This window comes from Acinetobacter sp. NIPH 298 (assembly GCF_000369505.1).
In the GTDB taxonomy this organism is placed as follows: Bacteria; Pseudomonadota; Gammaproteobacteria; order Pseudomonadales; family Moraxellaceae; genus Acinetobacter.
Window position 1 is genome coordinate 189,016 of sequence record NZ_KB850053.1, and the last position, 23,858, is coordinate 212,873.

Below are 23,858 nucleotides of genomic sequence, written 5' to 3' on the forward strand. Positions count from 1 at the left end.
TATGAAAGCTATATATAAAACAACACTTGCCATGAGCTGCGTATTGGGTTCCGCCTTGCTGCTCAGTGCATGTAATAAAGACCAAGAGCCTAAAACGCAAAATGAAGCTCAAACCAATTCAGTCAATGATGCAATTGGTCAACTCAATCCAATGCCAATTAAACAGTTTCCAACTACGGCTGATGATGCACATGATATTGCGATCTTGGATGAATATGAGCAACGCTTTACCGAGATGACCGATAGCATGGAAATTGAATTGGCTAAAATGAAACAAGATGGCAGCTTAACAGCAGAGTTTGAACAGCAGCGCCAAAAAGACAATGTACGTTCTGCACTCAATATGTTGAAAGACTTGGAACTCAAAACTGAACAAGGTCGCTATATTCAGGGTTTACTTTATGATTATTGGGACAATCAAGCCAAGGCGTTAGAACAAAGTCGTTATTCTAATCCATCTCAAAATTCGACCGATCAGGTCGAGCAATTAAATGGCTATCTACATGCGCAAAGCCAATTGCATCATTGGAAAAGTTCACAAACATCTGAAACTAAAATGTAGACTGAGTAATCCTCATAAATAGATAGAGGGTTAACAGACCCTCTACACATGAAAATTTTGGCTATTTGCAGTATCTATTTATCGTTGATTTTTATCCATATTTCTTCAACCACACTTATGTAACATAGGTATTTTCTTTCTTAAATTCAATTCATCTTGTTTTATAGTCGAGAAAACTTGTTTACTTTCTTGGCTAGTTCTTAAATTATTATAATTTGATAAATTCATTTCAGTTATAACCCCTAATCCTATCAATTCACAAACCCTCTTAGTTCTTGTTTGCTCGTCTGTTGCTAAATTTATTTCATTACTTAGTCTTTCTCTTTCTTCGTAATATTTTATAATTAGTTGACTACCCTCATTTGATGGCATATTTAATGGAATGCCCTCTGATTGACTCCCTTTAGGTGTATAAACTAATAAACTTGAACACTTTGCATTACCCTTTACAGCAGTCATTTTCACTATTTGCTCCTGATGTGTAGCAACATAACTTTTAACATTCGGCACGTTCGCATATTCAGGATATTTTTGTGTCAATTTAATATTTTCATTTAATAAATAGATCGTATTGCAAGCGAAATTCTTAGCTTCTGCTTCAGTATAAGGTCGAATTGTCTTATTAAAATTTAGAGAATCATTCAGATATAGTTGAACTGCTTGGCCATTCGCAGCCAACAACATAATATATTCGCCCAAACTTAAATTTACTTTTTTAGTTGCTGCATTCACCGTTGTTACAGATAAGAGTAAACCTATAAATATTAACTTCTTCATTGTGTAAAGGATTGTAATGTTTTTGATGATTCAATATATCATTTATTGACCAGTTTGAAAATTTATATAACCAAATATAATTATCAAATTTTCCAAAAACTTATACAATATATTTCATTAATGAAATTTAGGCACTTTAATATCAGAACTAACTAACCCATCTAATATGAATAAAGTAGGTTGGCGATTTCGTTCAGTTTTTTATATTAAAAAAATATTCGTCTGGAATTTTAGGGCAGCAAATACTCTACGATTAATTCATATTCAACTGGTTACATGTAAGATAGTCAAGTTTTTACTCAAACGCACATTAAATCTTCTGTCTTTCGACCCATTCAATCGAACTCACACGAAATAATTCGCAAGCGCCATCGCCTACACCACCGGGTGTCAAAGAGGATGTCCAGACCAGATCTTTATCACGCACCTCAACCAACTCACCCTTTAAATTGACCAAATCGCCACGCTTGACCTGCTTAATTTGCTTTGCGATTTCAGGATTGGCAGGAATGATGTGCATATTTGACACCATTTTTAATGCTTGATCCGGTGGTACGGGTAGTTTTTTCATGTTCCAGTTTAAGTACCGATCATACTGACGTACTGAAATGGTCCGTGCAATCTCTGGATCAGCAAACAAATCTAAACTGACTGCATAATCGATAGGAGAAAACTTCGCTTGTTCATCATCGTGATAAACTTTTGAACCCAATATACGAAAATTCCCATCAAACGGTTTTAATACCGAAATGGACTGATATTTCACAACAGGCGATAAACCATTGGCAATATTATATTCTGCCTGATTGGTTGATGCATGTGTTTGCCCCATTGCAGCAACCATGCATAAACTGATCCAAAGACTTTTGTTCATGGCTCGATCATCCTCCAAAATGACTAAAATCTTAGAACATCATTCCTTTTATACTATGCCTAGACCGTGAATGAAGTTGCTTTTTTTAGTAACAATCAGCTTCACTTTGGTCATATTTTTGTGCCGTTAGAAACCACATGACTATTCAGCAAAATCAATTCGTACAGTTTCGAACCTGACCCGTCCCTCACTGATTGCTTGCGCAATCGCCTGCTGTCCTTTACTCAGCCGCGCACCACCGCTTTTGATATCGAGTAAGATCACTTCAATATCTTCGGCTTCACCATCGCCATCTCGAAAATCGGTATAACCATCAAACACCACATAATCGACTGGATCCCCTAAAAACTTAGCGTCACTGGGTAAATACCGAAACTCAGGCAAAATCGGTGCAAACTGCTCTGCCATTTTACCTTTCAACACCGCACGACTGGTATTTACGCTACGCTTCTGCGCATCTAACAATGCTTGCTTATGTTCCAATTCGAGTTCAGCAATGTATTGCTCATACTCGGCTTGAATACGCCCATTACGACTATGAGACAAAATAAGCGTCGTCAGTACCACCCCAATACATCCACCAATCAGCATTGCAAGCCAAATTGACATAAAAATGTTCCTTATCTATCGCCGTGCTATTTAACTGCAACATTAAACTTTTGTCATGTGTCACGCACTCTTATCAAAAAGATGCTAAGGTATGATTGAATATAAGAGACCTGTTAAAAAAGAGTTCATGAAGACAATATTAATCGCAAATCAAAAAGGTGGTTGTGGTAAAACCATGACTGCGATCACCCTTGCCACGGCATTATCACAAAAAGGGTATAAGGTTGCTTTAGCAGATGCGGACAACCAAAAATCTTCATTACAATGGTTAAAACAACGTCCTGAAACAGTGACAGAAATCCAAAGTCTTGATTGGCGACATGAGAAATCAATTGGCGACGCGCCTAAGAATCTGGACTATTTGATCATTGATGCACCTGGAGCACTTTCAGGTGAGCATGCTGAACAGTTGGTCAGCGAAGCACATGCGATTGTGACGCCAATACAACCGTCATTCTTTGATATTGATAGTACCCGTCGCTTTCTCAAACACTTGCAAGAGATCAAACGGATTCGTAAAGGAAAAGTACAAATCCTATTGATCGCCAACCGCGTCAAAGCAAACAGTGCCAGCTCCAAAGATATCCAGAACTTCTTTACCAAAATCGAGCACCCTCCTGTCGCTTGGATTTCTGAACGTAGTGCTTATGGTACGTTGGCGATGCAAGGTCTAAGTATTTTTGATAAACCGCAGAAGAATTTTGTGCTGATTCAAAACCAATGGCAGCCTGTTTTAAACCAGTTGGTCGATGATCCCAGTGAGTGGTTCTAAGCTTTGCAAAGAAACGTAATCTTTTGATATTAAATCTTAAAAGATCAGCAGGAAAATATCCCTAAACTGGTTTTTCAGTTAATATGGATCTATTCAATTTCCAGCACTAGAGAAAACTATGGTGCAACAATACGCTCCCGTATTACAACGCGTTTTGCTGTTTGGACTGTTCTTTGTCTTAATGTTTTTGGGATTTAATATCCTCAAATACTTTATTGTTCCTGTCCTTTGGGCTGCGATTATTGCCTATATGACTTGGCCTGTTTATCTATGGGTACAACGTCGATTTTTTGGCGAGCATCGCCCCACCCTAAATGCCACGATTATGATCAGTTTGGTCATTTTGGTGATTGGGGTTCCATTTATTTTCGCGATCTTTATGTTGCAACTTGAAGGTCGTAATTTATATTTTAATTTACAAAAACAACTCTTTTCAGGGCATGTTCAGATCCCTGATTTTATTAAGAACCTGCCGATTATTGGCGGAGACATTAGCCACACACTGAATGAATTAAGCAGTGATCCAAATAGCATTGCAAAAAATATCGCGGAATGGATTCAAAGCCATTTGAGCTATGGTCGTTTTGTCCTGAGTGAAATTAGCCGTAATTTGATCAAACTGACGTTTGCTCTGATGACCCTCTTCTTTTTCTATCGTGATGGACAAACCATATTGGCACAAGTCAGTCGTGCTTTAGAAATGGTGATCGGGCCGCGTGTCCACCATTATCTACAAACCATCTCAGAAACAACACGTGCTGTTGTGTACGGCGTTGGTTTAACTGCAGTTGCACAAGCACTTTTGGCGGGTTTAAGTTACTTCGTCGCAGGTGTGCCGAATCCAATGTTACTGACGATTGTGACCTTCTTTTTAGCCCTGATTCCATTTGGTACGCCTATTTCATATTTAGGTGTCGGGCTATGGTTATTTTCTCAAGGTCAGACCGTTGAAGCAATTGGTGTCATCGTATGGGGCGTACTGATCGTCAGTAGTGCAGACAATGTGATCCGACCACTGGTAATCTCAGGTGCAACGCAGATTCCATTCATCTTGATTATGTTTGGTGTCCTCGGCGGTGTCGCTAGCTTTGGCTTAGTCGGTTTGTTTATCGGTCCTGTGATTTTGGCCGTGTTACTGGCGATTTGGCGTGAATGGCTACATGAAAATGTGGAAGAGCCAGTTGCAGCACTTGAAGCACCACCTGATACGAAATAGTTAAAAGACTGTGGGTATCTTAAAAGATATCCACAGTTTGCTTGAAAATTCATTTATTTTTCCATTACGAATCTTTAAAACAATAACTGTGCACGGATTTTGCTTATTCTTTTTACTTGAAAAATCAACTCAATCTTGATGTAAAAAAATGATATGCCTCATTGATCAAACAATACTTTTATAAGGAAAATTTGTTTGTATGATAAAACCCAGACCCATTGAAGAAAAATAATCATGAACAGTCTTTATGTGCTCTTCAATCGCTTTAGATCGAATTCAATTCTGCTGTATTGCCTACAAATTTTTATTGTTTTAATCGGTACAACCCTGCTATTGCATGGACTTGGTCTGAGTCAATTTATTGTGCCTGTCACACTGGGTGCAATTGCAGCAGCCCTGACTGACTTTGATGACCGCTTAAGCATCCGACTTCGAAACTTGTTTTATGTCTGTGTACTGTTCTTTACGGTCAGTACAATCTTAGCGTTTCTAGCGCCTTATAAATTCTGGTTCATCGTCTATTTAAGTCTATCCAGTGCTGCTTTTGTGCTGATGGGTGCTTTAGGTCAACGCTATGCCACGATTTCATTTGGTACGATTTTACTTTCTATTTACACCATGTTTGGATTGGGTGATTATCCACATTGGTACCAGCAACCCAGTTACTTTGTCTGTGGTGCACTGTGGTACGGCTTCACCTCAATCCTATTTTTTATCATTCGCCCCACACTGCCACTACAAGAAAAAATTTCGACTATTTTTAAAGAAATAGGAGAACTCTTACAAATCAAAGCCAAGCTGTTTGATCCGGACAATGTAGATAATGTTGAAGCACTGTTGTTTGAACTCTCACAAAAAAATGCTCAGGTGGTGAATAGTCTCAATCAAGCCAAGCACTCCTTACTTTCTCGACTCAAGTCTTCCCGTATCAATAACACCAGTATCTATTGGTTAAATTTGTACTATTTTGCCCAAGATATCCATGAACAAGTGACCTCTAATTATTTGCATTATGAAAAAATTCATCAGAATTTTAGCCGCAGTGATTTAATTTTTCGTATTCAAAAAAATATGTTTCTACAGGCCACAGCCTGCCAAAAGCTCAGTCAGTCACTGCTGCATAAAACACCCTACCAAAACAGTCAACGGGCAGATGCAGCACTGGAAAATCTTGAAGCATCAATGAAAGATTGGATCGTTCAGCATCCTCACAATCTTGAGGTTAAAAATTTAGAACTCATTTTCAATAATTTAAAAAGTATCCATGAGCAATTCGCTCAACTGCAATTCAAGCAAAAAATCGAAACACTCTCCCCACAGCAACAACAGGCACACTTGAACTTGCTTGATGAAGATATTCAGGGTTTTCAGGATTTATTCTTAAAAATAAAACAACATCTCAGTCCACAGTCTGCCTTATTTCGTCATGCGGTTCGTTTAGCAATCGTCTTTGTCGTGGGGTATGCAATTTCTTTGTTGCCGTTTGCAAAAAATGGTTATTGGATTTTACTGACCAGTTTGTTTGTTTGTCAGATCACCTATTTTGCAACCAAAAGCCGCCTGAAACTCAGAACCATCGGCACGTTATTAGGTGTGCTGCTTGGCATACCCGTGCTTTATTTTGTACCCAGTATAGAAGGACAACTGGTCATTACCGTGATTAGCGGAGTGTATTTCTTCTATTTACGCCAAAAGAAATACGCGCTTGCCACGGTGATGGCAACACTGATGGTTTTATTGATTTTTAATCTAAAGGGCGCGGGTTTTAGTATTGTTTTACCAAGGATTGTCGATACGCTCATCGGTTGTGCAATCGCATGGTTAGCAGTGAACTTGATTTGGCCCGATTGGAACTTTCGTAATATCCCTGAAAATATACGCAAAAGTAGCCAAGCCACCATGAATTATTTGGATGCGGTCATCCAGCAATATCATCAAGGACGTTCCAACGATCTTGAATATCGAAAAGCACGTCGTGCGGCACATAATGCCCAGATCGAGCTATCAAATATGATTTCGAGTCTCAGTACCGAACCACAGCCCAATCAAGAACTCATCCATTATGCATTTCGCTACTTGGTCTATAGTCATAGTCAGTTGAGCTACGTTTCTGCTCTCGGCCATCAACGTATTCAAATTCAAGATCAACATATTTTGGCGTTGTTAGATCAAAGCGCAGAATTAATCAAACACAGCTTGATCCAACAACAGCCGATTCCAAATCAACAGATTGAAGACATATTAATCAAAATTCAGCACTTAAACTCACAAGGTCAGGTCTCTGAGCAAAATCAATTACTATTAAAGCAAATGAGTCTATTACTCGAGACCCTCACTGAACTGGTGATGTTGAAAAACAAACTTCTAGAACTCGAAATTCAGTAATCAACTGACACCGCATCCGTTCTAATTTATCCCTTGTTGCTGACGTGTTTGCATCACCTGTTTCAGCGCAGCACGAGGTTGAGCAAACCATAAAGCAATCAAAGCCACACTCGCGAGTGCAAAAGCCCAAATGTGGAAATGTGTATAAAGTACCCGTACCAGTTCAATAATGACAAAGAAACTCATCATCATGATCATCGACACTGCGGCTGCAACCGTACCTTTCGATACTTCTGAAGACATCAAGGCAAAACGATACATCACTGAGAAGCTAATCCCTTCACCAAAACTGATCAAGGTCATACCAATCAATAAACATGGCACGAGATAGATCGGCCAAATCACGCCAAGCAATAAGAACAACGTCCCAAATAACATGATGGGTAAGCCCACCAAAATGGTTTTACCTAAAGCAAAACGATCCATCACTTTGATCAAGACAATATTGCCCGCAATCAAACCAAAGAATATCGGAAACTGTGCCAAACCATATTGCATGCTGCTCAGTTTCAACTCATCCACCAAAATGATCGGTGACAAGGCAATCCATAGCATTAACGGCATCGCCACCAGTGGTAAAGCAAGGCTTAAACCCAAGAAATGACGATTGGTAAACACCTTTTTAAAGTCATCAAACATATAGCTAAAAGGCTGTTTCACTCTGCTTTGTTGTTGCGATGGCATAAATTTCTTTAGACCAAACCAACTCAAGAATGAAACCGCGGCAATCGCGACAAAGCCCCAATGCCAAGAAATATGTTCAATGAGAAATGCGCCGAGTACAGGACCAAGTAAAGGTGCCAATAATGAAATATTTGCCATCAGTGCCATGACTTTAATGGCATCTCGCTCTTCAAATGTTTCTTGAATTGCGGCATAACCAACCGCTGAAATAACAGTTAAGCCAATACCTTGTAAGAAACGCAATGCCAAGAATTGTTCAATATTATGCGTCAATAAAATCAACAAACAGCAGACTGTAAAGAATGCCACGCCTGCCAATAATACTGTTTTACGCCCAAGTCGATCTGAAAGTGGTCCAAGCAGCCAAGCGACACTGGCACCACCCAACAAATAGAATGACATCGACGAAGGTGCCCACGTCACACTGACACCAAATTCTTGGGTAATCGACAGCATTGCAGGCTGTATCAAGTCATTACCAATATAAACCGCAAACTCAAATAGCACTAAAGCTAAAGGAAACATGAGCGTTATACGGTTTAACGTCATATTTTGATTATTCGTCATCATGTTCTATTCACAAAAACAACCAATTCGGGTGCGTCCCATTTCCATACAAAGAAAATAGGATCATCACCACACGATTTTATGGTTTAGATTTAAATTAAATTTTGATTTTCATGCTGTGAGAGCGCATGTAATAAATGTGAAAACACCGTATTCACTAGGTGTATATAAGAAAAACAATCTATTTACGTGAGCTTGGTAAATGTTTTACCTTTTGGCAAAATTGCCAGACGCAACTTTAGCATTATTTCAAAATGACCGCAATTTGAGCAATTGTTTTAATATGTGAATAACACTCAAGTTATCCACAGCTTTGCTGATCTTTCATTCAACCTGAAAGATTTTTTCGTTTTAAGGACATAAATCAAACTGGAATGTCGCGGTGTTCTCCCCTCTAGCGCATTGATAACTTTGTTTCTTATTCACAACTTTCCACACTTCTTGACCGCGTTTTAATTGATATTCGGTTCGAACAGCAATCACAGAATCATCAAGTTGAGTTTGTTCAACCGTAATTTCTGCCTCGCTTGGATTTTCTGCGCTATTAAATTGTTGATCGATCTTTAAATTGGTTTCTTCATGGAATAGATTCGGTTGATCCAATAACACGGCATGTATCGCTGTACTTTTTTGTACCGCAGTTTGCTGCTGCGATTGAGCTATGGGCTGATTACACGCTGTTAAAAAAATTCCGCATCCTAAAATCATCAAAATTTTATGCATTTTGTACCTCTCCTATTTACCACATGCATCTATGCTACTATGCAAAATTGAATTTCAAAGCAATAAAATGTAAGTAACTTATGTGAGATTTGTTGTATTTATCAATCATTTGAATATCATCATAAGTAACTAAAAACACAAATTTTATAACACGAACATCACCACAGATTGAGCATAAACTCATGTCAGATTTAGCAAAAAAATTAACGATTGTTTTAATATTAAGTACCGCTATTGTCGGCTGTTCAAAAAAAGAAGAAGGCATGGCAAGTGATCCCTCTGTTGCCGCAGAAAGAACAGCTTCAAATAGTGATATTGTTCAGGAAAATACTGTCAAAAATCCTGAACAATTGGTCGGCACGCAACAAAGTGCGCTAGAACAAAATCGCCAGTTGGTTAAAAGCGCTCAATTGCAATTTGAAGTCAAAGATGTATTACAAACGACTTCAGCTCTCGAACAACAGCTGTTGCAATACAACGGCTATATCGAAAACAAGCAAATTGACTATCAAGTGAGTGATCGCTCTCAACGTAATCGCATTGATGGAACCATTGATATTTATGAGAAAATAATACCATTCGTACAACTCACGGTCCGTATTCCAAATGATCAAGTGACTACTTTTTTAAATACACTTTTACCTTTGATGTTGAACTTTAATACGCAGTCTTATGAAGCAAAACCTTATGAGTTAAAGCTATTAGAAGAAAAGCTGAATACCGCAAATCAAAGTAATAGCGCATCAAATACGGTAAATAATCAACTACAACAACTCACTGATTTGGAAGTGAAAGATCGTTTGGCTTATAGCACTATTCGTTTGGAATTTTTCCAACAACCCAAAGTTCGTAAAAGCCATGACTTAAATATTCATCGAATCGCTACTATGGACAGTGAGCCGTTATTAACACGGATTGGAGAGGCATTTAAAGTAGGTTTATCTTATTTTAAAGAAACCATTTTATGGCTGATTCAGTTCTGGGCGTTCTTTCTTGTCATTATTGCTATTTGGGTGATCCGTAAAGCATATAGGCTGAGAAAACAAGGCAGTTAATTATTGATTTTTGATCAATAGTATTTTGCCTATTTATGTATTTTTACTCATGAATAGATTTCCTAAAATGCCGTCAAGTTTTAGCAATCTATTTTTGAGTTATTCAATGAGCAATATTTTAATTATTAATGGTGCCAAGCAATTCGCCCATTCCAATGGTGAGTTGAATGACACCTTAACTGACTTTTCTGAAGGGCATTTAAAAAACTTAGGTCATCGTGTACAAGTCACTCGCACTGACAGTGACTATGACATCCAAGCCGAAATTGAAAAATACTTATGGGCAGATGTGGTGATTTATCAAATGCCGGGCTGGTGGATGGGTGCACCGTGGACGATGAAGAAATACATTGATGATGTATTTACTATTGGTCATGGTTCACTGTATGCCAGCGATGGGCGTAGTCGTTCAGACGCATCTAAAAAATATGGTTCAGGTGGTTTGATTCAAGGCAAGAAATACATGTTGTCATTAACATGGAATGCACCGATGGAAGCCTTTACCGATCCTGATCAATTCTTTCACGGCGTTGGGGTTGATGGAGTTTATCTACCCTTTCACAAAGCCAATCAATTCTTGGGTATGGAATCACTCCCAACTTTTATCGTAAATGATGTGATCAAAATGCCAAAGGTTCCAAGCTATATAGAAGCGTACAAAGTTCATTTAGATCAGCTTTTTGCAACTGCTAACTAAGAGGGAAATAATATGTTGACGATTATCGCTGAAATCCGTACTCATCAAGGTACTGAACATCGCCAAGCAGTTTTAGCTGCTTTTGAAAAAATTATTCCAACTGTACTGGCTGAAGATGGTTGTCATGGTTATGCGCCATTGATTGATCATCTACCAGCAATTGGAATGCAGACACAGGATGAAAATAGCATTGTGATGTTGGAGCAATGGGAAAGCACAGCTCATCTTGAAGCGCATATGCAAACGGCACATATGCTGAAGCATTTTGAGGCGACCAAAGATCATGTAGCTGATGTAAAAGTGCGTATTTTAGAAGCTAGTTTTTAAAAAACCTCTAATCACTTGATGGCCTTAGAGGAAAAAGGAAAGAATAGTTTTCTTTTCAGTGTCTTACCGTGATGCATCCTATATAACCTATAGGCTTACGTTACTTTTTTAAAAAAGTAACCAAAAACCTAGTCACCCACAAAACCTGTTCACTACTGGGATATATTTACTTATTTTGCAAAAACAATATATTACCAATAGCACGCAGGTTGTGGATGACATTTAGCACAAGCAGATTGATGTATAAATTCAGAGAAAATGCCTTTTATCTCTCCCCCTATTAAATAGCAAAAGACATTTTTTACTAATAATAATACTGCTTCAAATGTCGGCTATATTCCGTTAAATAACACTCTAAGCCCTCTCGACGATCAGCTTTTTGCATTTCTTTAGCGGCTAATTTCTCAATCTTGGTTTCCAATAAATGAAGAATCGCTGCTTGTTCCACTTCAGGGAGTTGGGCTTTTTCTTTCTGCTGCTTTTTAATTTCTAAATAATCTTCCGCCCAGTGACGCAATGGATCATTTGAATCAACTTGTGCAAATAAATCAGTGATCAATAATTCGGGCATCACTTCTTGGGTTGCCAACTCTGCCGACATCAAACCGCGGATCGAATAAAATACTTTCTTGTAGGTGAAATTATCTGCGGTTTGCATCACTTTCATCCCACCTTTTGCCAGTGATAAGTAGTGGTGATACAACGCGCTATAATCGATTCGCTCTAGCAATCCATCTCGAAACGTTTGCCATTCTGGAAAGGCATTAAAATACACAATATGTGCTCTTACCCACTCCAAAACGGTTGGGTTACTTTTAGCCAATAGCCCAAACATTTTGTCTAGGTCATAAGAGACAAAGTCAAAATCCCCATCCATGATTTCAATCAGATCACGGTACTTTTTATAATCAAAATATTGGTCTTTACTGGGTAAATGAAAACCGCGCACATCATAGTCACTGTCAGGGCTAGCCATCCCCCATAAACGGCTACCACTTTCAATATAAAATAATGGGATATCTTGGCGTTGTTGAAACAGTTTTTCGATTTCGTGATGGATGTTCATTTGTATTACTTCTCAAACGTAGGTAAATCAACTGGTTGAATATTATTAATTTCTACAATATTAGGGTTAAGCTCGAACTTCAGCCACCCTTTTTTCATCCATCTTTCTACTTTTTCTTTACCTAAAATATGTAACAGATTTGTTAGCAAATCAAACTTAGCTTGGTTTGAATAATGAAATATTACAATATTAAAATTATGCTTAGGACTATCATTAAATGAAAAAATTTCCTTTATATAATTATCATCAGAAATATCCAATGAATGTCCCCAAATATAAATATTTCCATTAATTTTTTCTAACTCCCCCCTAAGATAAGCCAAAAACTTTTCATCTGATGCCTTTTGGGTTTCATTCTTAAAGCTATCCAACAGATGTTCTTCATTAAACTCTATAGACTTTATAAGTTTTTCCACTTTTTCTTTAATATCAGTTAGAAATAGATAGTCTGTATTTTTCAATAATTTCTGATGATATTTTGTAAAACCGTACGCTTTAATTTTTTTTAATGACTCATCTTTTAAATCAGATATACCTAATACGATATTTTGCTGATTACCTGAAACCCCATGTAAGAAGTTAACTTTTTTCTCATCGGAATAAAACCTTCTAAATGTATTTGTATAGTTAAAAGAATAGACTCTATCAATATCAAAAGGTAGAAAAACAAAATTATTTATAGGATTAATCACATCAACAAGTGTTAAATAAAAGTTAAATATACAAATAAATTCATCTAACTTATAATTCAAAAAATCCACACAATCTTTATTATTATAAATATCATAATTTTGAAATTTTTTTATATTTTTAGGGTTAATAAAATACTTATATTTATCACTATTAGATTCAACATATTTAACTACAATTTCACCACTATCATAAACAACTTCATAAAATTTTTTATCCAACAAATCTATATTAAATAAAGCATTACAACTTTTTTCACTTAAATATAAAAACTTATTATCGTAATCACTTTTTTTATACCCTGAAGTCCTAACCTCTAGTTCAAGAGTATTTTCTTTAGTGTAGACATCATTTATTTTATAAATAAAATCAGTAGTATAATTCAAAGCCTCTTCAATTTTCTGTTCAAAATCAATCCATGTCTTTACCTCTCTGACATGATCCGAAAAGTATTGATACCAAACGTTTTCTTTTAACTGTTTTTTTAAGTCTGTAACTTGATTAATTGAAACTTTGATCTTATCTGTTTGATACATTGCTTTTGTATACTTAAAGAAGTAATTTTCTTTTTCATACAAAGAACCAAATAGATCATCAAAGCTCATTTCTCCTTTCTGTTCATCCCAATTTTCTATAGCTCCCATAGCAACCATAAAATGATCATATTTAGTTGGTAAGTAATGAGATAAATCGAAACCATTGCCGACAATTAGAATATTCACTGTTATAAATTCTCAAAATAAAAAAAGCGCATCTTTAGATACGCTTTTAACAGAACTTCTTTTATCTAATCAAGTATTAAAGATCAAATAACTTCCCTGGGTTCATGATTCCCTTAGGATCAAATGCCAACTTTAATGCTTTCATATATTCAATTTCCTCAGGCGAACGAGAATATTCCAAATATGGCTTCTTGGTCATCCCCACGCCATGCTCGGCAGAAATCGAACCATCATATTTTTTCACAGTCTCAAACACGTATTTATTCACCACCTGACACTTCGCAAAGAACTCATCTTTAGTTAAGTTTTCAGGTTTTAAAATATTTAAGTGTAAGTTACCATCACCAATATGACCGAACCAACAAATCTCAAAGTCTGGATAATTGTCCGCAACAATTGCATCAATCTCTTTGATAAATGCAGGTACATGCGTAATCAGTACCGAAATATCATTTTTATAAGGAATAAACGGCGCGATTGACTCTGAAATATCTTCACGTAAACGCCATAAGCTTTGCGCTTGCTCTAAGCTTTGACTCATCACCCCATCAATGACCCAACCTTGTTCCATGCAATGCTCAAAAATCTGCATGGCTTTGTCCATGATCGGCTCATACGGCGCTTCAAATTCGAGTAATACATAGAATGGGCATTGCGTTTCAAATGGACGCTGTACATGACCGCGATCCAAAACTTTTTGCATTGCGACTTCACCAAAGAACTCAAACGCGGTTAAGTCGATTTCTTTTTGGAAAGCATGCAATACAGGCATCACCGCTTCAAAGTCAGGCGTACCCAACACCATCACTTGCAGGTTTTGTGGTTGACGTTCCAACTTAATCTCAGCTTCAGTGACTAAACCAAGCGTACCCTCACCTCCGATGAATAAATGCTGCAAGGCGTAACCCGTGGCATTTTTAATCATGCCTTTATTGATACGAAGAATATCGCCCTTACCTGTCACCACAGTCAGACCAAGCACCCAGTTTCGGGTCATACCGTATTTGATGACTTTAATGCCGCCTGCATTGGTTCCGATATTTCCGCCGATTTGGCTTGAGCCAGTTGAGGCAAAATCAACTGGATAATACATCCCTTGTTGTTCTGCATAGTTCTGCAACTGTTCAGTGACCACACCAGCTTGAACTCGCACCATACGATCGGCTGGGAAGAACTCCAAGATTTGGTTCATCTTGTCAAAGCTAATCACGATCTCACCGTTGGCTGCCACCGCACCTGCTGAAAGTCCAGTACGCCCACCTGACGGCGTAATCGCAACATTAAACTGATTGGCAAGTTTAACGATGGCTTGAACCTGTTCCGTGCTTGATGGAAAAACGATGACTGATGGGTTCGGATCAAAATGTTTAGTATGATCTCGTCCCCAATTTTCCAAACTATCCGCATCGGTTTTAATACGGTTTTCACCCACAATTGCTGTTAATTGGGTTAATAACTCAGGGGTTAAAGCGACTGAAGCATTCATCGTTTACAGACCTAGCAAGAAGTAAATATAGGGCTTTTGGATGACAACATAATATTTTTCAATATCTTAAAAAGAAGATATTTGAATTATCCAAAAATATAGAAACTTTACAGAACAGCGCAAACCCATTGATGATTAGGTTTGTCCATCAGATAGATACATTTTACATAGAAGCAAGCAAGGGATAAAGCTTTGCATCAAGATAGTGTCATCACAACCGCTATCTCCTGAAAATCAGTCAACATTTCCATGGAAAATGATCAGTATTTCCACGCTGGAATTTGCAATGAAATCGCCCTCATTTTGATCAAACATGGTATGATACGGCGATTTAAATTCGACCTGATATAGCGTAGAGCCGTTATGAGCCAACATCTATCACTCCCTAAAGATAAAATCCGTTTTCTATTGTTAGAGGGCGTTCATCAAAATGCCATCGATACTTTAAACGCTGCGGGTTATACCAATATCGATTACCACAAAACTGCACTTGAAGGCGATGCTTTAAAAGAAGCAGTCAAAGATGCTCATTTTATTGGTATTCGTTCGCGCACTCAATTGACTGAAGAAATCTTTGAAGCAGCGAATAAATTGATTGCGGTAGGTTGTTTCTGTATCGGTACCAACCAAGTCGATTTAAAAGCTGCGATGTCGCGCGGTATCCCTGTTTTCAACGCACCGTATTCAAATACTCGTTCAGTGGCTGAATTGGTTCTAGCAGAAGCAATTTTATTACTTCGTCGCGTTCCTGAAAAATCAAAAGATACCCATGCAGGCGGCTGGAACAAAGCAGCAGTTGGTTCTTTTGAAACACGTGGCAAGACTTTAGGTATCGTCGGTTACGGTTCAATCGGTTCACAACTTTCTGTTTTAGCTGAAAGCTTGGGTATGAAAGTGATCTACTTTGATGCTGTGACTAAATTACCTTTAGGTAATGCACGTCAAGTGGGTTCTATGGATGAGTTGTTAGCGACTGCTGATGTGGTTTCTTTACACGTTCCAGATGTTCCATCAACGCGTAATTTCTTCAAGAAAGAACAATTTGCGAAAATGAAACAAGGTTCGATCTTCATTAATGCTGCACGTGGAACATGTGTGATTATCGAAGATTTAGCTGATGCGATTAAATCGGGTCACATTGCTGGTGCCGCGGTTGACGTCTTCCCGAAAGAGCCAAAAGCCAATGGCGAAGAGTTTATTTCACCGCTTCGTGGTTTAGACAATGTTATTTTAACCCCACACGTGGGTGGTTCTACCATGGAAGCGCAAGCCAACATTGGTTTAGAAGTTGCTGAAAAATTCGTTTCTTATTCAGATAAAGGTATGACACTTTCTGCGGTGAACTTCCCAGAAATCGCATTACCACTTTCTGATGGTCAACATCGTTTGCTTCACATCCATAAAAACGTTCCGGGTGTGTTATCTAAGATCAACACCTTATTTGCAGAACAAGGCATCAACATTTCGGGTCAGTCTTTAATGACCAAAGGTGATATCGGCTACCTCGTTATGGATGTCGATGCATCTGCTTCTCAAGAAGCACTTGATACCTTAAGTCATGTTGAAGGTACGATTCGCGTTCGCGTATTGTTCTAAAAAACACTGAATAAAAAAAATCACAGCCAAGGCTGTGATTTTTTTTGCTGCGCATTAATAGCGGTTGATACTCAATCTTAAGGACAGTTTGGAATAACCACGCCATTATTATCTTTGGCTTGATCATTGCCCCAACGTGACAGCATAAACGCAGACACCCATTGATTGGTTGGTCCAACATCTAAATCAGTCTTTAACCACCAATGATTCCATTGTGCGCCTGTCGCATTCTGAACTTTTGGTCCCCACACCTTACAGTAAACATAACTCGTGCCTTTATACAGCGTTCCAGTAACCGTGCCTCCGGGGCTAGAACGACCATTGGCATCGCCCCACGTATCTACCCAATATTTATTTCCAGTCGGTGGAGGTGGCGGTGTTGTATTCGGACAGTTTGCACTGGTTCTGACTAAAGGTGAGTTTGGTACCATATATAACCATTCACCTTGGAGTATCGGGTTCACAATATGCTGATTGCCTGCATCATTCAGACCCGGTGCATATAACTGTTCATAATGTAAATGAGGAATACCGGGTGATCCGATATCTCCCATATAGCCCACCACATCACCTTGTTTAACAGTTGTACCAACAGGCACATGGCTACTCATATGCATATAGGTGCTAAACCAACCATTGCCATGTCGAATTTCGACCCCACCAGGATAGAACGTCTGATGGACCAAACCATCGGCAGATGCAGTAATTGGACTGCCTGTAAACATGCCCATACGATACATATCAATTTTTTTATCGTCAGGATTATGCCCTTGATAGGTTTTTAATTCGATTTGCGCACCGCAAGGAAAAGGAAGTTTAAAAGCAGGACGATTCGGTAATGGATCAGCAGAAAAAGAATGCGTTGAAACCATTGCAAGCACTGCACAGGCGATGGTTTTATATCTATTTTTTAGAATAAAGCTGGTCATTAATGGCGGGATTTGTATTTCAAACATCGTTTATTATCCTTATTATTGGACTGCTTCCATAAAGCCTTTGTATTTCTCCCGATGAGAAAAATATAAAAGACTAAATATTCATGAAAGAGATTTATTGATCAGTTTTTTTATTTTTTAGATATGCTGTTCCATTGAACAGCATATTGTCATTAGATCGCTTAAATATTAAGGACAGTTTGGAACCACAGTACCATTATTATCTTTGGCTTCATCATTACCCCAACGTGACAGCATGAAAGCTGAAACCCACTGATTGGCTGGACCTACATCTAAATCGGTTTTTAACCACCAATGATTCCATTGTGTTCCTGTCGCGTTTTGGATTTTTGGTCCCCAAACCTTACAGTAGGTATAATGTGTGCCCTTGTATAAAGTGCCCGTAACCGTACCGCCCGGACTAGAGCGACCATTGGCATCGCCCCATGTATCCACCCAGTATTTATTTCCAGTTGGTGGAGGCGGCGGTGTTGTACCACTACATCCATTATCACTGGTCAAGACTCTTTGACCGTAACTGTAAGGATAAGGTGCCAGTGACTTGCCATTGATGACAATGCTTTGCGCTGAATTATTCAGACGCTGTTCAAAGTGTAAATGCGCGCCTGTGCTTTGCCCTGTACTTCCTACCGTACCAATTTGATGACCCTGACCAATTGAAGCACCGACATTGACATTAATGCTATTCAAATGAAAATAGTGGGTAGACCAACCGTTGCCATGATTGACCACCACCATATTGCCAGCACCACCATTCCAGCCAATAGAACTGACTGACACTGTTCCACCTGCTGAAGCCAATACGGCGGCACCTGAAGTTGCTCCATTATCCCATCGTACCCAGTCCAAGGCATTATAATTATGACCTGAGTAGGTGCTATAACTCCACGTTTGTCCACAGGCGAAAGGGGCTTTGAAGGAAGGCGCTGCGTAAGCTGCAAAAGGAACGAATGTCATTATACCAATGGCAAAAGCTCGTTTTAGTTTTAACATTTAATTGTCTCCATCATTATTATTTCATTTAAAGCATTATCATTTTTAGCGTTTTAATTAAGATGTACGGGGTCTTGATTGCCCCAAAATTTTATAGCAGACAAATCGTAAATTTGGTGTGTGAATCAGACGAACTGCATGCTTTCAAGCGACTATTCACACGATTAGCAGACCATTGCACGCCAAGAAAAAATTATATGACTCACACTTTCCAGCATTTACTGAGCAACCAATCTCAAAAAGGAACTGCATTTCGCGCCAATCAACCAAATGCACAAATAAATAATATTTAAAAGAATATTAAAGTTAATTAAAAAGCCACGAGCGTATAAAACCTCAGGCTGCAATAAACTAAAATTCTGCTCGTCTCAACCCAGATCTTTGGTTAGAATTCAATTATTATGTGAAAGTTACACTAACTCAATTGCTGATTAAATGTCCAACTCAATTCTAAAGTCACCGCTGTCTGCCATAGCACTATTGATGCTTGCGATGATCTGTGTCCAAGGCAGTGGTTCTTTAGCCAAAATGTTATTTCAGAGTTTTCCGGTATTAACGGTCTCCGCGATGCGCTTGTGTTTTGGTGCACTCATTTTGGCTGTGATTTTTAAAATCTGGACCATTGATTTTCGTGCGGTTCGCTGGAAAGCCATCCTGAGTTATGGTGTTGCGTTGGCAGGTATGAATGGGCTGTTCTATCTATCGCTTGAACGTTTACCGCTTGGTCTTGCCGTTGCCTTTGAATTTATTGGACCTTTAAGTGTCGCACTCTACTACGCTCGCCAAAAATATGACTTTATCTGGGTCGGTTGTGCGATTTTAGGCTTAGCGTTATTGTTCCCAATGCAACAAGCACAACAAAGCCTCGATTTGGTGGGGGTATTTTTTGCTGTCAGTGCAGGTGCTTGTTGGGCCATGTATATTATTGCAGGACAAAAACCCTCAGGCATTTCGGGCAACCATACCGTTTGTTTAGGCATGAGTATTGGTATGCTTTGTTTACTGCCATTTGCTGCTTTTTCTGGAGCGATGGACCGTGTATTCGAACTCCCCAATTTATACTATTTTATTGGGCTTGCCATTCTCGCCAGTGCCTTGCCATTCTCATTGGAAATGATCGCTTTGCGTAATCTGACACCTTTGAGTTTTGGGACTTTGATGAGTTTAGAGCCTGCTGTTGCTGCACTTTCTGGATTTGTATTTCTCGGTGAAAAACTATTGTGGAATCAATGGCTCGCTCTTGCCACGATCATCATCGCCTCAATCGGTTGCACCTTTACCATGCAACGCGCTCGTCAACAAAAAGAGGTTAAATAAAATGCCGCTTTGCAATAAAAATGTACCTGTCCGAGCGTATGATCATCATGCCTGTTGTTTAGGTTTTCTTAAACTTATTTTGTAGATCTGCCATGAAAAATCTTCAATTGGTTGCAGTGCTATACATGGTTTTATCCATGGTTGCCTATCAAATTAGTGCCTCATTTGCCAAGCAACTGATCACCACACTCGACCCACTGACAGTGACGATTTTAAGGCTTTGCTTTGCGACTATTATCGTGGCAATCATGTTCCGCTCATGGACAATTTTATCCAAACTCAAACAACTCAAATGGCGAGATTTATTGCTCTACAGTGCTTCTTTGGGCTGTATGAATATCTTGTTTTATACCTCTTTAGGCAAACTGCCCCAAGGGATTGCCGTCGGTTTGGAGTTCATTGGACCTTTGAGTTTGGCCTTACTCTCAATCAAACAGCGTAGTGATTATATTTGGGTGGTTTTTGCAATATTAGGGATTGCACTGATGGTACCGTGGCACGATGCCAATCAAGATAATTTTTCTTATATTGGGGCAGCTTGTGCTCTCGGTGCTGGGTTTTTCTGGGCCTTTTATATTTATTATGGACATCGTGTTGCACAACAAAATATCGGCATGCATGCGCTCACCATTGCGATTGGTTTATCGGCATTGATCCTATTGCCTTTTGGTTTATGGAATAATGCCCCAGTCTTACTTGACACCCAATACTGGGGCAAAGCCTTAGTCATTGCAGTGCTAGCGACAGCTATACCTTATGCACTGGACTTAATGGCACTCAAACGCTTAAGTAAACTCAGCTATGGCACGCTCACCAGCCTCGCACCAGCCTTAGCTGCTTTGGCAGGCTTGGTCATCTTGCATGAGCAAATCAGCTTGATTCAATGGGTTGCACTTGCTTGTATTATGGCGGCATCCATCGGTGTAACTTTACGCGGGGAAAAACAAGTTCCGTGACATGGTGAAGGAACACTGAATATTAGGTTTCAGAGACCTTATATTTACCATATTCCTTTAAATATTTCTGAGCGAGGCTTTCTTTCTCGCGATCAGAGAGGATTTTCCCAGCCTGTTGAAAAAACGTATGTTCTTCTTCTTTTAAGTGATGATGAACTGTCTCACTGAGCTGTTTAGCAGTCGCTAACCAGCTCGGATTACTCATATCTGTTTCTTCTAGTTTCTCGATCAACTCATCCATTTCATGATGCTCCGCCAAAGCATGGCGGGTAATACCTAAACCCACATCATCAAACATTAGTGGAATATATAAATAGCGATCCTCGGCAACCGAATGAGCATATAATTCATTTTTCAATAATTTAAATAATTGTTTTCGTTCATCGCTCATACCACTGGTCGCAATGAGTTTCTGAGCTAGACTACGTTGTTGCTCATGACTTTCTCGGAGTGCTTCAAATATATTCATCGATCACCTCTAGGATTGGCTGACATCATCAACATAGGATTTAAATCCATTATCATGTTGTTGTGCGTGGCTGATCTTTCATAATAGAAAGTGTCGTTTTTTTATACAGTGCTATTTAAGTATGTTTTTGTCGTGAAAATTTAACGTTTAGATTCAAGCTGCAACCAAAATCTGATAGCCCAAGCGACAAATTAAGATACTCACCAAAATCAGAAAGAGAATCCGGATAAATCCACTGCCATATTTTAAAGCCAAACGAACGCCCAATAATGAACCTGCAATATTCGCCACAGCCATCATCAAACCTAAACCAAATAACACATGCCCAGTCGGAACAAAAAAGCTCAAGGCAGCCAAATTGGTCATGAAATTTCCAATTTTAGACAGGGCTGAAGCATGTAAAAAATCGACCTGTAAAAAACGAATAAAGAAGAAAATAAAGAAACTACCCGTTCCTGGTCCAAAAATTCCATCATAAAAACCGATCGCAAGACTACCGATTGCAGCAAAAATCAGTAATTTGGGTGTGATGCGTTGATCCACATGAACTTGGCCAAACTGCTTTTTCATCAAAGTATAAATCGCAATCACGATCAGCATGACCAAGACGAAAGGTCTTAAAATATGAGTGGGAATCATCGAGACACATGCAGCGCCAGCAAAAGAGCTCACAAAGGCAAAGATCGCAATAACCACCAACAACGGCCACTTCAATTTCACTCGTCGTACAAATGAAAAGGCTGCTGAAGCTGTACCACAAATTGAGGCCAATTTATTGGTTCCGAAAATGGTGGCTGGGGCTGTCTGAGGTAAGGCCCCCATCAAGGCAGGAATTTGGATCAATCCCCCACCGCCAACAGCCGCATCAATGGTTCCTGCACAAAAAGCAAAGAACACCAGACTCAGTATCAGTTCCCATTCCATCGATGATTACTCTACAAATTCAGAAGACGCTTTGGTACTAGACGTTTCTTATCAGTGATTTCAGCCAAACCTAAACAACGTTCGCCATCGAACACCAATACTTCTGCAACAGCCTCATGCTCAATATTACTTTCCTGACCGTTGCCAAAATACTTTTCACGTCCTTCTGGTAACTGAACTCTAGGAAAATGCGCAATAGGTGCATAGACGGGAAGTAATAAAGCATCTCGTTGTTCTAGCGATAAGCTTTCCAAATACTCAATGGTGTAGTCTGGATTTATCTCAAAATGACCTGTTTGAATACGATGCAAATGAGTCAAATGTCCACCGCAACCTAAGGCTTCACCAATATCCTCACCGAGCACACGGATATAAGTTCCTTTTGAACAAGTCACATCTAAAGTCAGACTATCTTTAGTAAAGCTTACCAACGTTAAGTCATAAATCGTGACTGGACGTGCTTCTCTTTCAATCTCAATGCCTTGACGCGCCAACTCATACAACGGACGCCCATCTCGTTTTAAAGCTGAATACATTGGTGGAATTTGCTGAATATCACCACGAAATTGCGCTAAAACCTGTTCAATGCTTTCTAAGGTTAGATGTGGTACTTCTCTCTGCTGGAGAATTTCACCTTCGACATCACCTGTCGTGGTCGTTTGACCCAATTTGACTGTAGTTTGATAACGTTTGCTTGAATCGAGTAAGTAATGTGAAAACTTGGTTGCTTCGCCCAAGCATATGGGTAATAGTCCCGTCGCCAAAGGATCTAAAGACCCTGTATGCCCTGCTTTCTGAGCATTAAACAGTCGACGTACTTTTTGCAATGCTGAGTTTGAACTGATTCCTAAAGGCTTATTTAATAAAAACACACCACTTAGATGACGATAAGCACTTTTTTTCATAAATAAGAGTCAAAATACAAAGATGCATTTTAGCAAAACTATCTAGAAAAAGTTGCACCTTTAACTCATGGTCAAGGCAAATAAAGACCTATTGGCATAAAAAAATGCGCCTATTGGCGCATTTTTTTGCTTTAAAACAACGTTAAAATTAACCTTGTTTACGAGCTGGTAACTTTTCACGAATACGTGCAGCTTTACCAGTCAATCCGCGTAGGTAGTAAAGTTTCGCGCGACGTACATCACCACGACGTTTCACTTCAATTTTAGCAACAACTGGAGAGTGAGTTTGGAAAACACGCTCAACACCAACACCGCTAGAAATTTTACGAACAGTGAAAGCTGAGTTCAAACCACGGTTTTTCTTCGCAATCACAACACCTTCATAAGCCTGAAGACGTTCACGGTTACCCTCTTTTACTTTTACCGAAACAATAACTGTGTCGCCTGGAGCAAAAGATGGGATATCAGTTTTCAACTGTGCATTTTCAATTACTTGAACTAAAGGATGTTTACCACTCATTGTGGGAATC

At 39.0% G+C, this 23,858-nt stretch carries 24 protein-coding genes; 10 read left to right on the forward strand and 14 right to left on the reverse strand.

Annotation, left to right across the window (positions count from 1 at the left end; genetic code table 11):
- The first annotated feature begins 1 nt into the window (after nt 1).
- The gene (locus tag F903_RS00835) at nt 2-562 is read left to right on the forward strand and encodes a hypothetical protein (RefSeq protein ID WP_005193772.1); all 561 of its coding nucleotides are present in this window, start codon (nt 2-4) and stop codon (nt 560-562) included.
- Between the two features lie 105 nt (nt 563-667).
- Here F903_RS00835 and F903_RS00840 read toward each other — a convergent pair whose 3' ends face one another.
- The 3 genes from F903_RS00840 to F903_RS00850 all read right to left on the reverse strand — a co-directional run bounded on the left by F903_RS00840 (nt 668) and on the right by F903_RS00850 (nt 2,822).
- Nucleotides 668-1,294, reverse strand: coding sequence for a hypothetical protein (locus F903_RS00840; protein ID WP_155757034.1), 627 nt, complete (start codon nt 1,292-1,294; stop codon nt 668-670).
- Between the two features lie 355 nt (nt 1,295-1,649).
- Nucleotides 1,650-2,213 (reverse strand): hypothetical protein, encoded by a 564-nt coding sequence (locus tag F903_RS00845; protein ID WP_005193777.1) that lies wholly within the window; start codon nt 2,211-2,213, stop codon nt 1,650-1,652.
- Between the two features lie 141 nt (nt 2,214-2,354).
- Nucleotides 2,355-2,822: a Holliday junction resolvase-like protein gene (locus F903_RS00850; RefSeq protein ID WP_005193778.1), complete on the reverse strand. Its 468-nt coding sequence runs from the start codon at nt 2,820-2,822 to the stop codon at nt 2,355-2,357.
- 127 nt (nt 2,823-2,949) lie between these two features.
- Here F903_RS00850 and F903_RS00855 point away from each other — a divergent pair, with 127 nt between their 5' ends.
- From F903_RS00855 to yccS, 3 genes are all read left to right on the forward strand, one after another.
- The gene (locus tag F903_RS00855) at nt 2,950-3,594 is read left to right on the forward strand and encodes a ParA family protein (RefSeq protein WP_034594731.1); all 645 of its coding nucleotides are present in this window, start codon (nt 2,950-2,952) and stop codon (nt 3,592-3,594) included.
- A 121-nt stretch (nt 3,595-3,715) separates the two neighbouring features.
- The gene (locus F903_RS00860) at nt 3,716-4,810 is read left to right on the forward strand and encodes an AI-2E family transporter (protein ID WP_171063513.1); all 1,095 of its coding nucleotides are present in this window, start codon (nt 3,716-3,718) and stop codon (nt 4,808-4,810) included.
- 234 nt (nt 4,811-5,044) lie between these two features.
- The gene (gene yccS, locus F903_RS00865) at nt 5,045-7,195 is read left to right on the forward strand and encodes a YccS family putative transporter (RefSeq protein ID WP_005193782.1); all 2,151 of its coding nucleotides are present in this window, start codon (nt 5,045-5,047) and stop codon (nt 7,193-7,195) included.
- A 21-nt stretch (nt 7,196-7,216) separates the two neighbouring features.
- Here yccS and F903_RS00870 read toward each other — a convergent pair whose 3' ends face one another.
- Nucleotides 7,217-8,446, reverse strand: a complete 1,230-nt coding sequence (locus tag F903_RS00870) for a chloramphenicol efflux MFS transporter CraA (RefSeq protein WP_416202007.1) — start codon at nt 8,444-8,446, stop codon at nt 7,217-7,219.
- Between the two features lie 351 nt (nt 8,447-8,797).
- Nucleotides 8,798-9,169, reverse strand: a complete 372-nt coding sequence (locus F903_RS00875; protein ID WP_005193786.1) for a hypothetical protein — start codon at nt 9,167-9,169, stop codon at nt 8,798-8,800.
- 182 nt (nt 9,170-9,351) lie between these two features.
- Between F903_RS00875 and F903_RS00880 the strand changes: the two genes are divergently transcribed.
- The 3 genes from F903_RS00880 (at nt 9,352) to F903_RS00890 (ending at nt 11,248) form a co-directional block, all read left to right on the forward strand.
- Nucleotides 9,352-10,224, forward strand: coding sequence for a DUF4349 domain-containing protein (locus tag F903_RS00880; protein ID WP_005193788.1), 873 nt, complete (start codon nt 9,352-9,354; stop codon nt 10,222-10,224).
- A gap of 106 nt (nt 10,225-10,330) precedes the next feature.
- Nucleotides 10,331-10,921: an NAD(P)H-dependent oxidoreductase gene (locus F903_RS00885; protein WP_005193790.1), complete on the forward strand. Its 591-nt coding sequence runs from the start codon at nt 10,331-10,333 to the stop codon at nt 10,919-10,921.
- Between the two features lie 12 nt (nt 10,922-10,933).
- Complete coding sequence (locus F903_RS00890) at nt 10,934-11,248, forward strand: putative quinol monooxygenase (protein ID WP_005193792.1); 315 nt, start codon at nt 10,934-10,936, stop codon at nt 11,246-11,248.
- Between the two features lie 304 nt (nt 11,249-11,552).
- Here the strand turns inward: F903_RS00890 and F903_RS00895 are convergent, their stop codons facing one another.
- From F903_RS00895 to F903_RS00905, 3 genes are all read right to left on the reverse strand, one after another.
- Nucleotides 11,553-12,314 carry a nucleotidyltransferase domain-containing protein gene (locus F903_RS00895; protein WP_005193793.1) on the reverse strand — a complete coding sequence of 254 codons (762 nt, stop codon included), beginning with the start codon at nt 12,312-12,314 and terminating at the stop codon, nt 11,553-11,555.
- A gap of 5 nt (nt 12,315-12,319) precedes the next feature.
- Nucleotides 12,320-13,726, reverse strand: a complete 1,407-nt coding sequence (locus F903_RS00900) for an AbiH family protein (protein WP_005193795.1) — start codon at nt 13,724-13,726, stop codon at nt 12,320-12,322.
- A gap of 76 nt (nt 13,727-13,802) precedes the next feature.
- Nucleotides 13,803-15,212: an FAD-binding oxidoreductase gene (locus tag F903_RS00905; protein ID WP_005193798.1), complete on the reverse strand. Its 1,410-nt coding sequence runs from the start codon at nt 15,210-15,212 to the stop codon at nt 13,803-13,805.
- 363 nt (nt 15,213-15,575) lie between these two features.
- Here F903_RS00905 and serA point away from each other — a divergent pair, with 363 nt between their 5' ends.
- Nucleotides 15,576-16,808: a phosphoglycerate dehydrogenase gene (gene serA / locus F903_RS00910; protein ID WP_005193800.1), complete on the forward strand. Its 1,233-nt coding sequence runs from the start codon at nt 15,576-15,578 to the stop codon at nt 16,806-16,808.
- A gap of 77 nt (nt 16,809-16,885) precedes the next feature.
- On the opposite strand, the gene F903_RS00915 is transcribed toward serA, so the two are convergent.
- A complete protein-coding gene (locus F903_RS00915) occupies nt 16,886-17,764 on the reverse strand; it encodes a M23 family metallopeptidase (RefSeq protein ID WP_005193802.1) in 879 nt (292 codons plus the stop codon).
- 168 nt (nt 17,765-17,932) lie between these two features.
- Nucleotides 17,933-18,757 (reverse strand): M23 family metallopeptidase, encoded by an 825-nt coding sequence (locus F903_RS00920; RefSeq protein WP_005193804.1) that lies wholly within the window; start codon nt 18,755-18,757, stop codon nt 17,933-17,935.
- Between the two features lie 435 nt (nt 18,758-19,192).
- Between F903_RS00920 and F903_RS00925 the strand changes: the two genes are divergently transcribed.
- Together F903_RS00925 and F903_RS00930 are read left to right on the forward strand one after the other, a co-directional pair.
- On the forward strand, nt 19,193-20,074 hold the full coding sequence (locus F903_RS00925) for an EamA family transporter (protein WP_005193806.1): 882 nt from the start codon (nt 19,193-19,195) through the stop codon (nt 20,072-20,074).
- A 92-nt stretch (nt 20,075-20,166) separates the two neighbouring features.
- Nucleotides 20,167-21,030 carry an EamA family transporter gene (locus tag F903_RS00930; RefSeq protein WP_005193808.1) on the forward strand — a complete coding sequence of 288 codons (864 nt, stop codon included), beginning with the start codon at nt 20,167-20,169 and terminating at the stop codon, nt 21,028-21,030.
- 22 nt (nt 21,031-21,052) lie between these two features.
- Here F903_RS00930 and F903_RS00935 read toward each other — a convergent pair whose 3' ends face one another.
- The 4 genes from F903_RS00935 to rplS all read right to left on the reverse strand — a co-directional run bounded on the left by F903_RS00935 (nt 21,053) and on the right by rplS (nt 23,848).
- A complete protein-coding gene (locus F903_RS00935) occupies nt 21,053-21,499 on the reverse strand; it encodes a hemerythrin domain-containing protein (protein WP_004673129.1) in 447 nt (148 codons plus the stop codon).
- 153 nt (nt 21,500-21,652) lie between these two features.
- Nucleotides 21,653-22,423 carry a sulfite exporter TauE/SafE family protein gene (locus F903_RS00940; RefSeq protein WP_004673130.1) on the reverse strand — a complete coding sequence of 257 codons (771 nt, stop codon included), beginning with the start codon at nt 22,421-22,423 and terminating at the stop codon, nt 21,653-21,655.
- 11 nt (nt 22,424-22,434) lie between these two features.
- On the reverse strand, nt 22,435-23,328 hold the full coding sequence (gene truB / locus F903_RS00945) for a tRNA pseudouridine(55) synthase TruB (RefSeq protein WP_005193812.1): 894 nt from the start codon (nt 23,326-23,328) through the stop codon (nt 22,435-22,437).
- Between the two features lie 148 nt (nt 23,329-23,476).
- The gene (rplS, locus tag F903_RS00950; RefSeq protein WP_004673132.1) at nt 23,477-23,848 is read right to left on the reverse strand and encodes a 50S ribosomal protein L19; all 372 of its coding nucleotides are present in this window, start codon (nt 23,846-23,848) and stop codon (nt 23,477-23,479) included.
- Nucleotides 23,849-23,858: the final 10 nt, after the last annotated feature.

Bases quoted from the DNA above. Each gene is read 5' to 3' on its own strand.
- F903_RS00875 (WP_005193786.1), bottom strand. From the start codon at position 9,169: ATGCATAAAATTTTGATGATTTTAGGATGCGGAATTTTTTTAACAGCG.
- serA (WP_005193800.1), top strand. From the start codon at position 15,576: ATGAGCCAACATCTATCACTCCCTAAAGATAAAATCCGTTTTCTATTG.
- F903_RS00855 (WP_034594731.1), top strand. From the start codon at position 2,950: ATGAAGACAATATTAATCGCAAATCAAAAAGGTGGTTGTGGTAAAACC.
- F903_RS00835 (WP_005193772.1), top strand. From the start codon at position 2: ATGAAAGCTATATATAAAACAACACTTGCCATGAGCTGCGTATTGGGT.
- F903_RS00930 (WP_005193808.1), top strand. From the start codon at position 20,167: ATGAAAAATCTTCAATTGGTTGCAGTGCTATACATGGTTTTATCCATG.
- truB (WP_005193812.1), bottom strand. From the start codon at position 23,328: ATGAAAAAAAGTGCTTATCGTCATCTAAGTGGTGTGTTTTTATTAAAT.
- F903_RS00895 (WP_005193793.1), bottom strand. From the start codon at position 12,314: ATGAACATCCATCACGAAATCGAAAAACTGTTTCAACAACGCCAAGAT.
- F903_RS00940 (WP_004673130.1), bottom strand. From the start codon at position 22,423: ATGGAATGGGAACTGATACTGAGTCTGGTGTTCTTTGCTTTTTGTGCA.
- F903_RS00920 (WP_005193804.1), bottom strand. From the start codon at position 18,757: ATGTTAAAACTAAAACGAGCTTTTGCCATTGGTATAATGACATTCGTT.
- F903_RS00850 (WP_005193778.1), bottom strand. From the start codon at position 2,822: ATGTCAATTTGGCTTGCAATGCTGATTGGTGGATGTATTGGGGTGGTA.
- F903_RS00885 (WP_005193790.1), top strand. From the start codon at position 10,331: ATGAGCAATATTTTAATTATTAATGGTGCCAAGCAATTCGCCCATTCC.
- F903_RS00905 (WP_005193798.1), bottom strand. From the start codon at position 15,212: ATGAATGCTTCAGTCGCTTTAACCCCTGAGTTATTAACCCAATTAACA.
- F903_RS00935 (WP_004673129.1), bottom strand. From the start codon at position 21,499: ATGAATATATTTGAAGCACTCCGAGAAAGTCATGAGCAACAACGTAGT.
- yccS (WP_005193782.1), top strand. From the start codon at position 5,045: ATGAACAGTCTTTATGTGCTCTTCAATCGCTTTAGATCGAATTCAATT.
- F903_RS00915 (WP_005193802.1), bottom strand. From the start codon at position 17,764: ATGTTTGAAATACAAATCCCGCCATTAATGACCAGCTTTATTCTAAAA.
- F903_RS00870 (WP_416202007.1), bottom strand. From the start codon at position 8,446: ATGACGAATAATCAAAATATGACGTTAAACCGTATAACGCTCATGTTT.
- F903_RS00845 (WP_005193777.1), bottom strand. From the start codon at position 2,213: ATGAACAAAAGTCTTTGGATCAGTTTATGCATGGTTGCTGCAATGGGG.
- rplS (WP_004673132.1), bottom strand. From the start codon at position 23,848: ATGAGTGGTAAACATCCTTTAGTTCAAGTAATTGAAAATGCACAGTTG.
- F903_RS00880 (WP_005193788.1), top strand. From the start codon at position 9,352: ATGTCAGATTTAGCAAAAAAATTAACGATTGTTTTAATATTAAGTACC.
- F903_RS00925 (WP_005193806.1), top strand. From the start codon at position 19,193: ATGTCCAACTCAATTCTAAAGTCACCGCTGTCTGCCATAGCACTATTG.
- F903_RS00890 (WP_005193792.1), top strand. From the start codon at position 10,934: ATGTTGACGATTATCGCTGAAATCCGTACTCATCAAGGTACTGAACAT.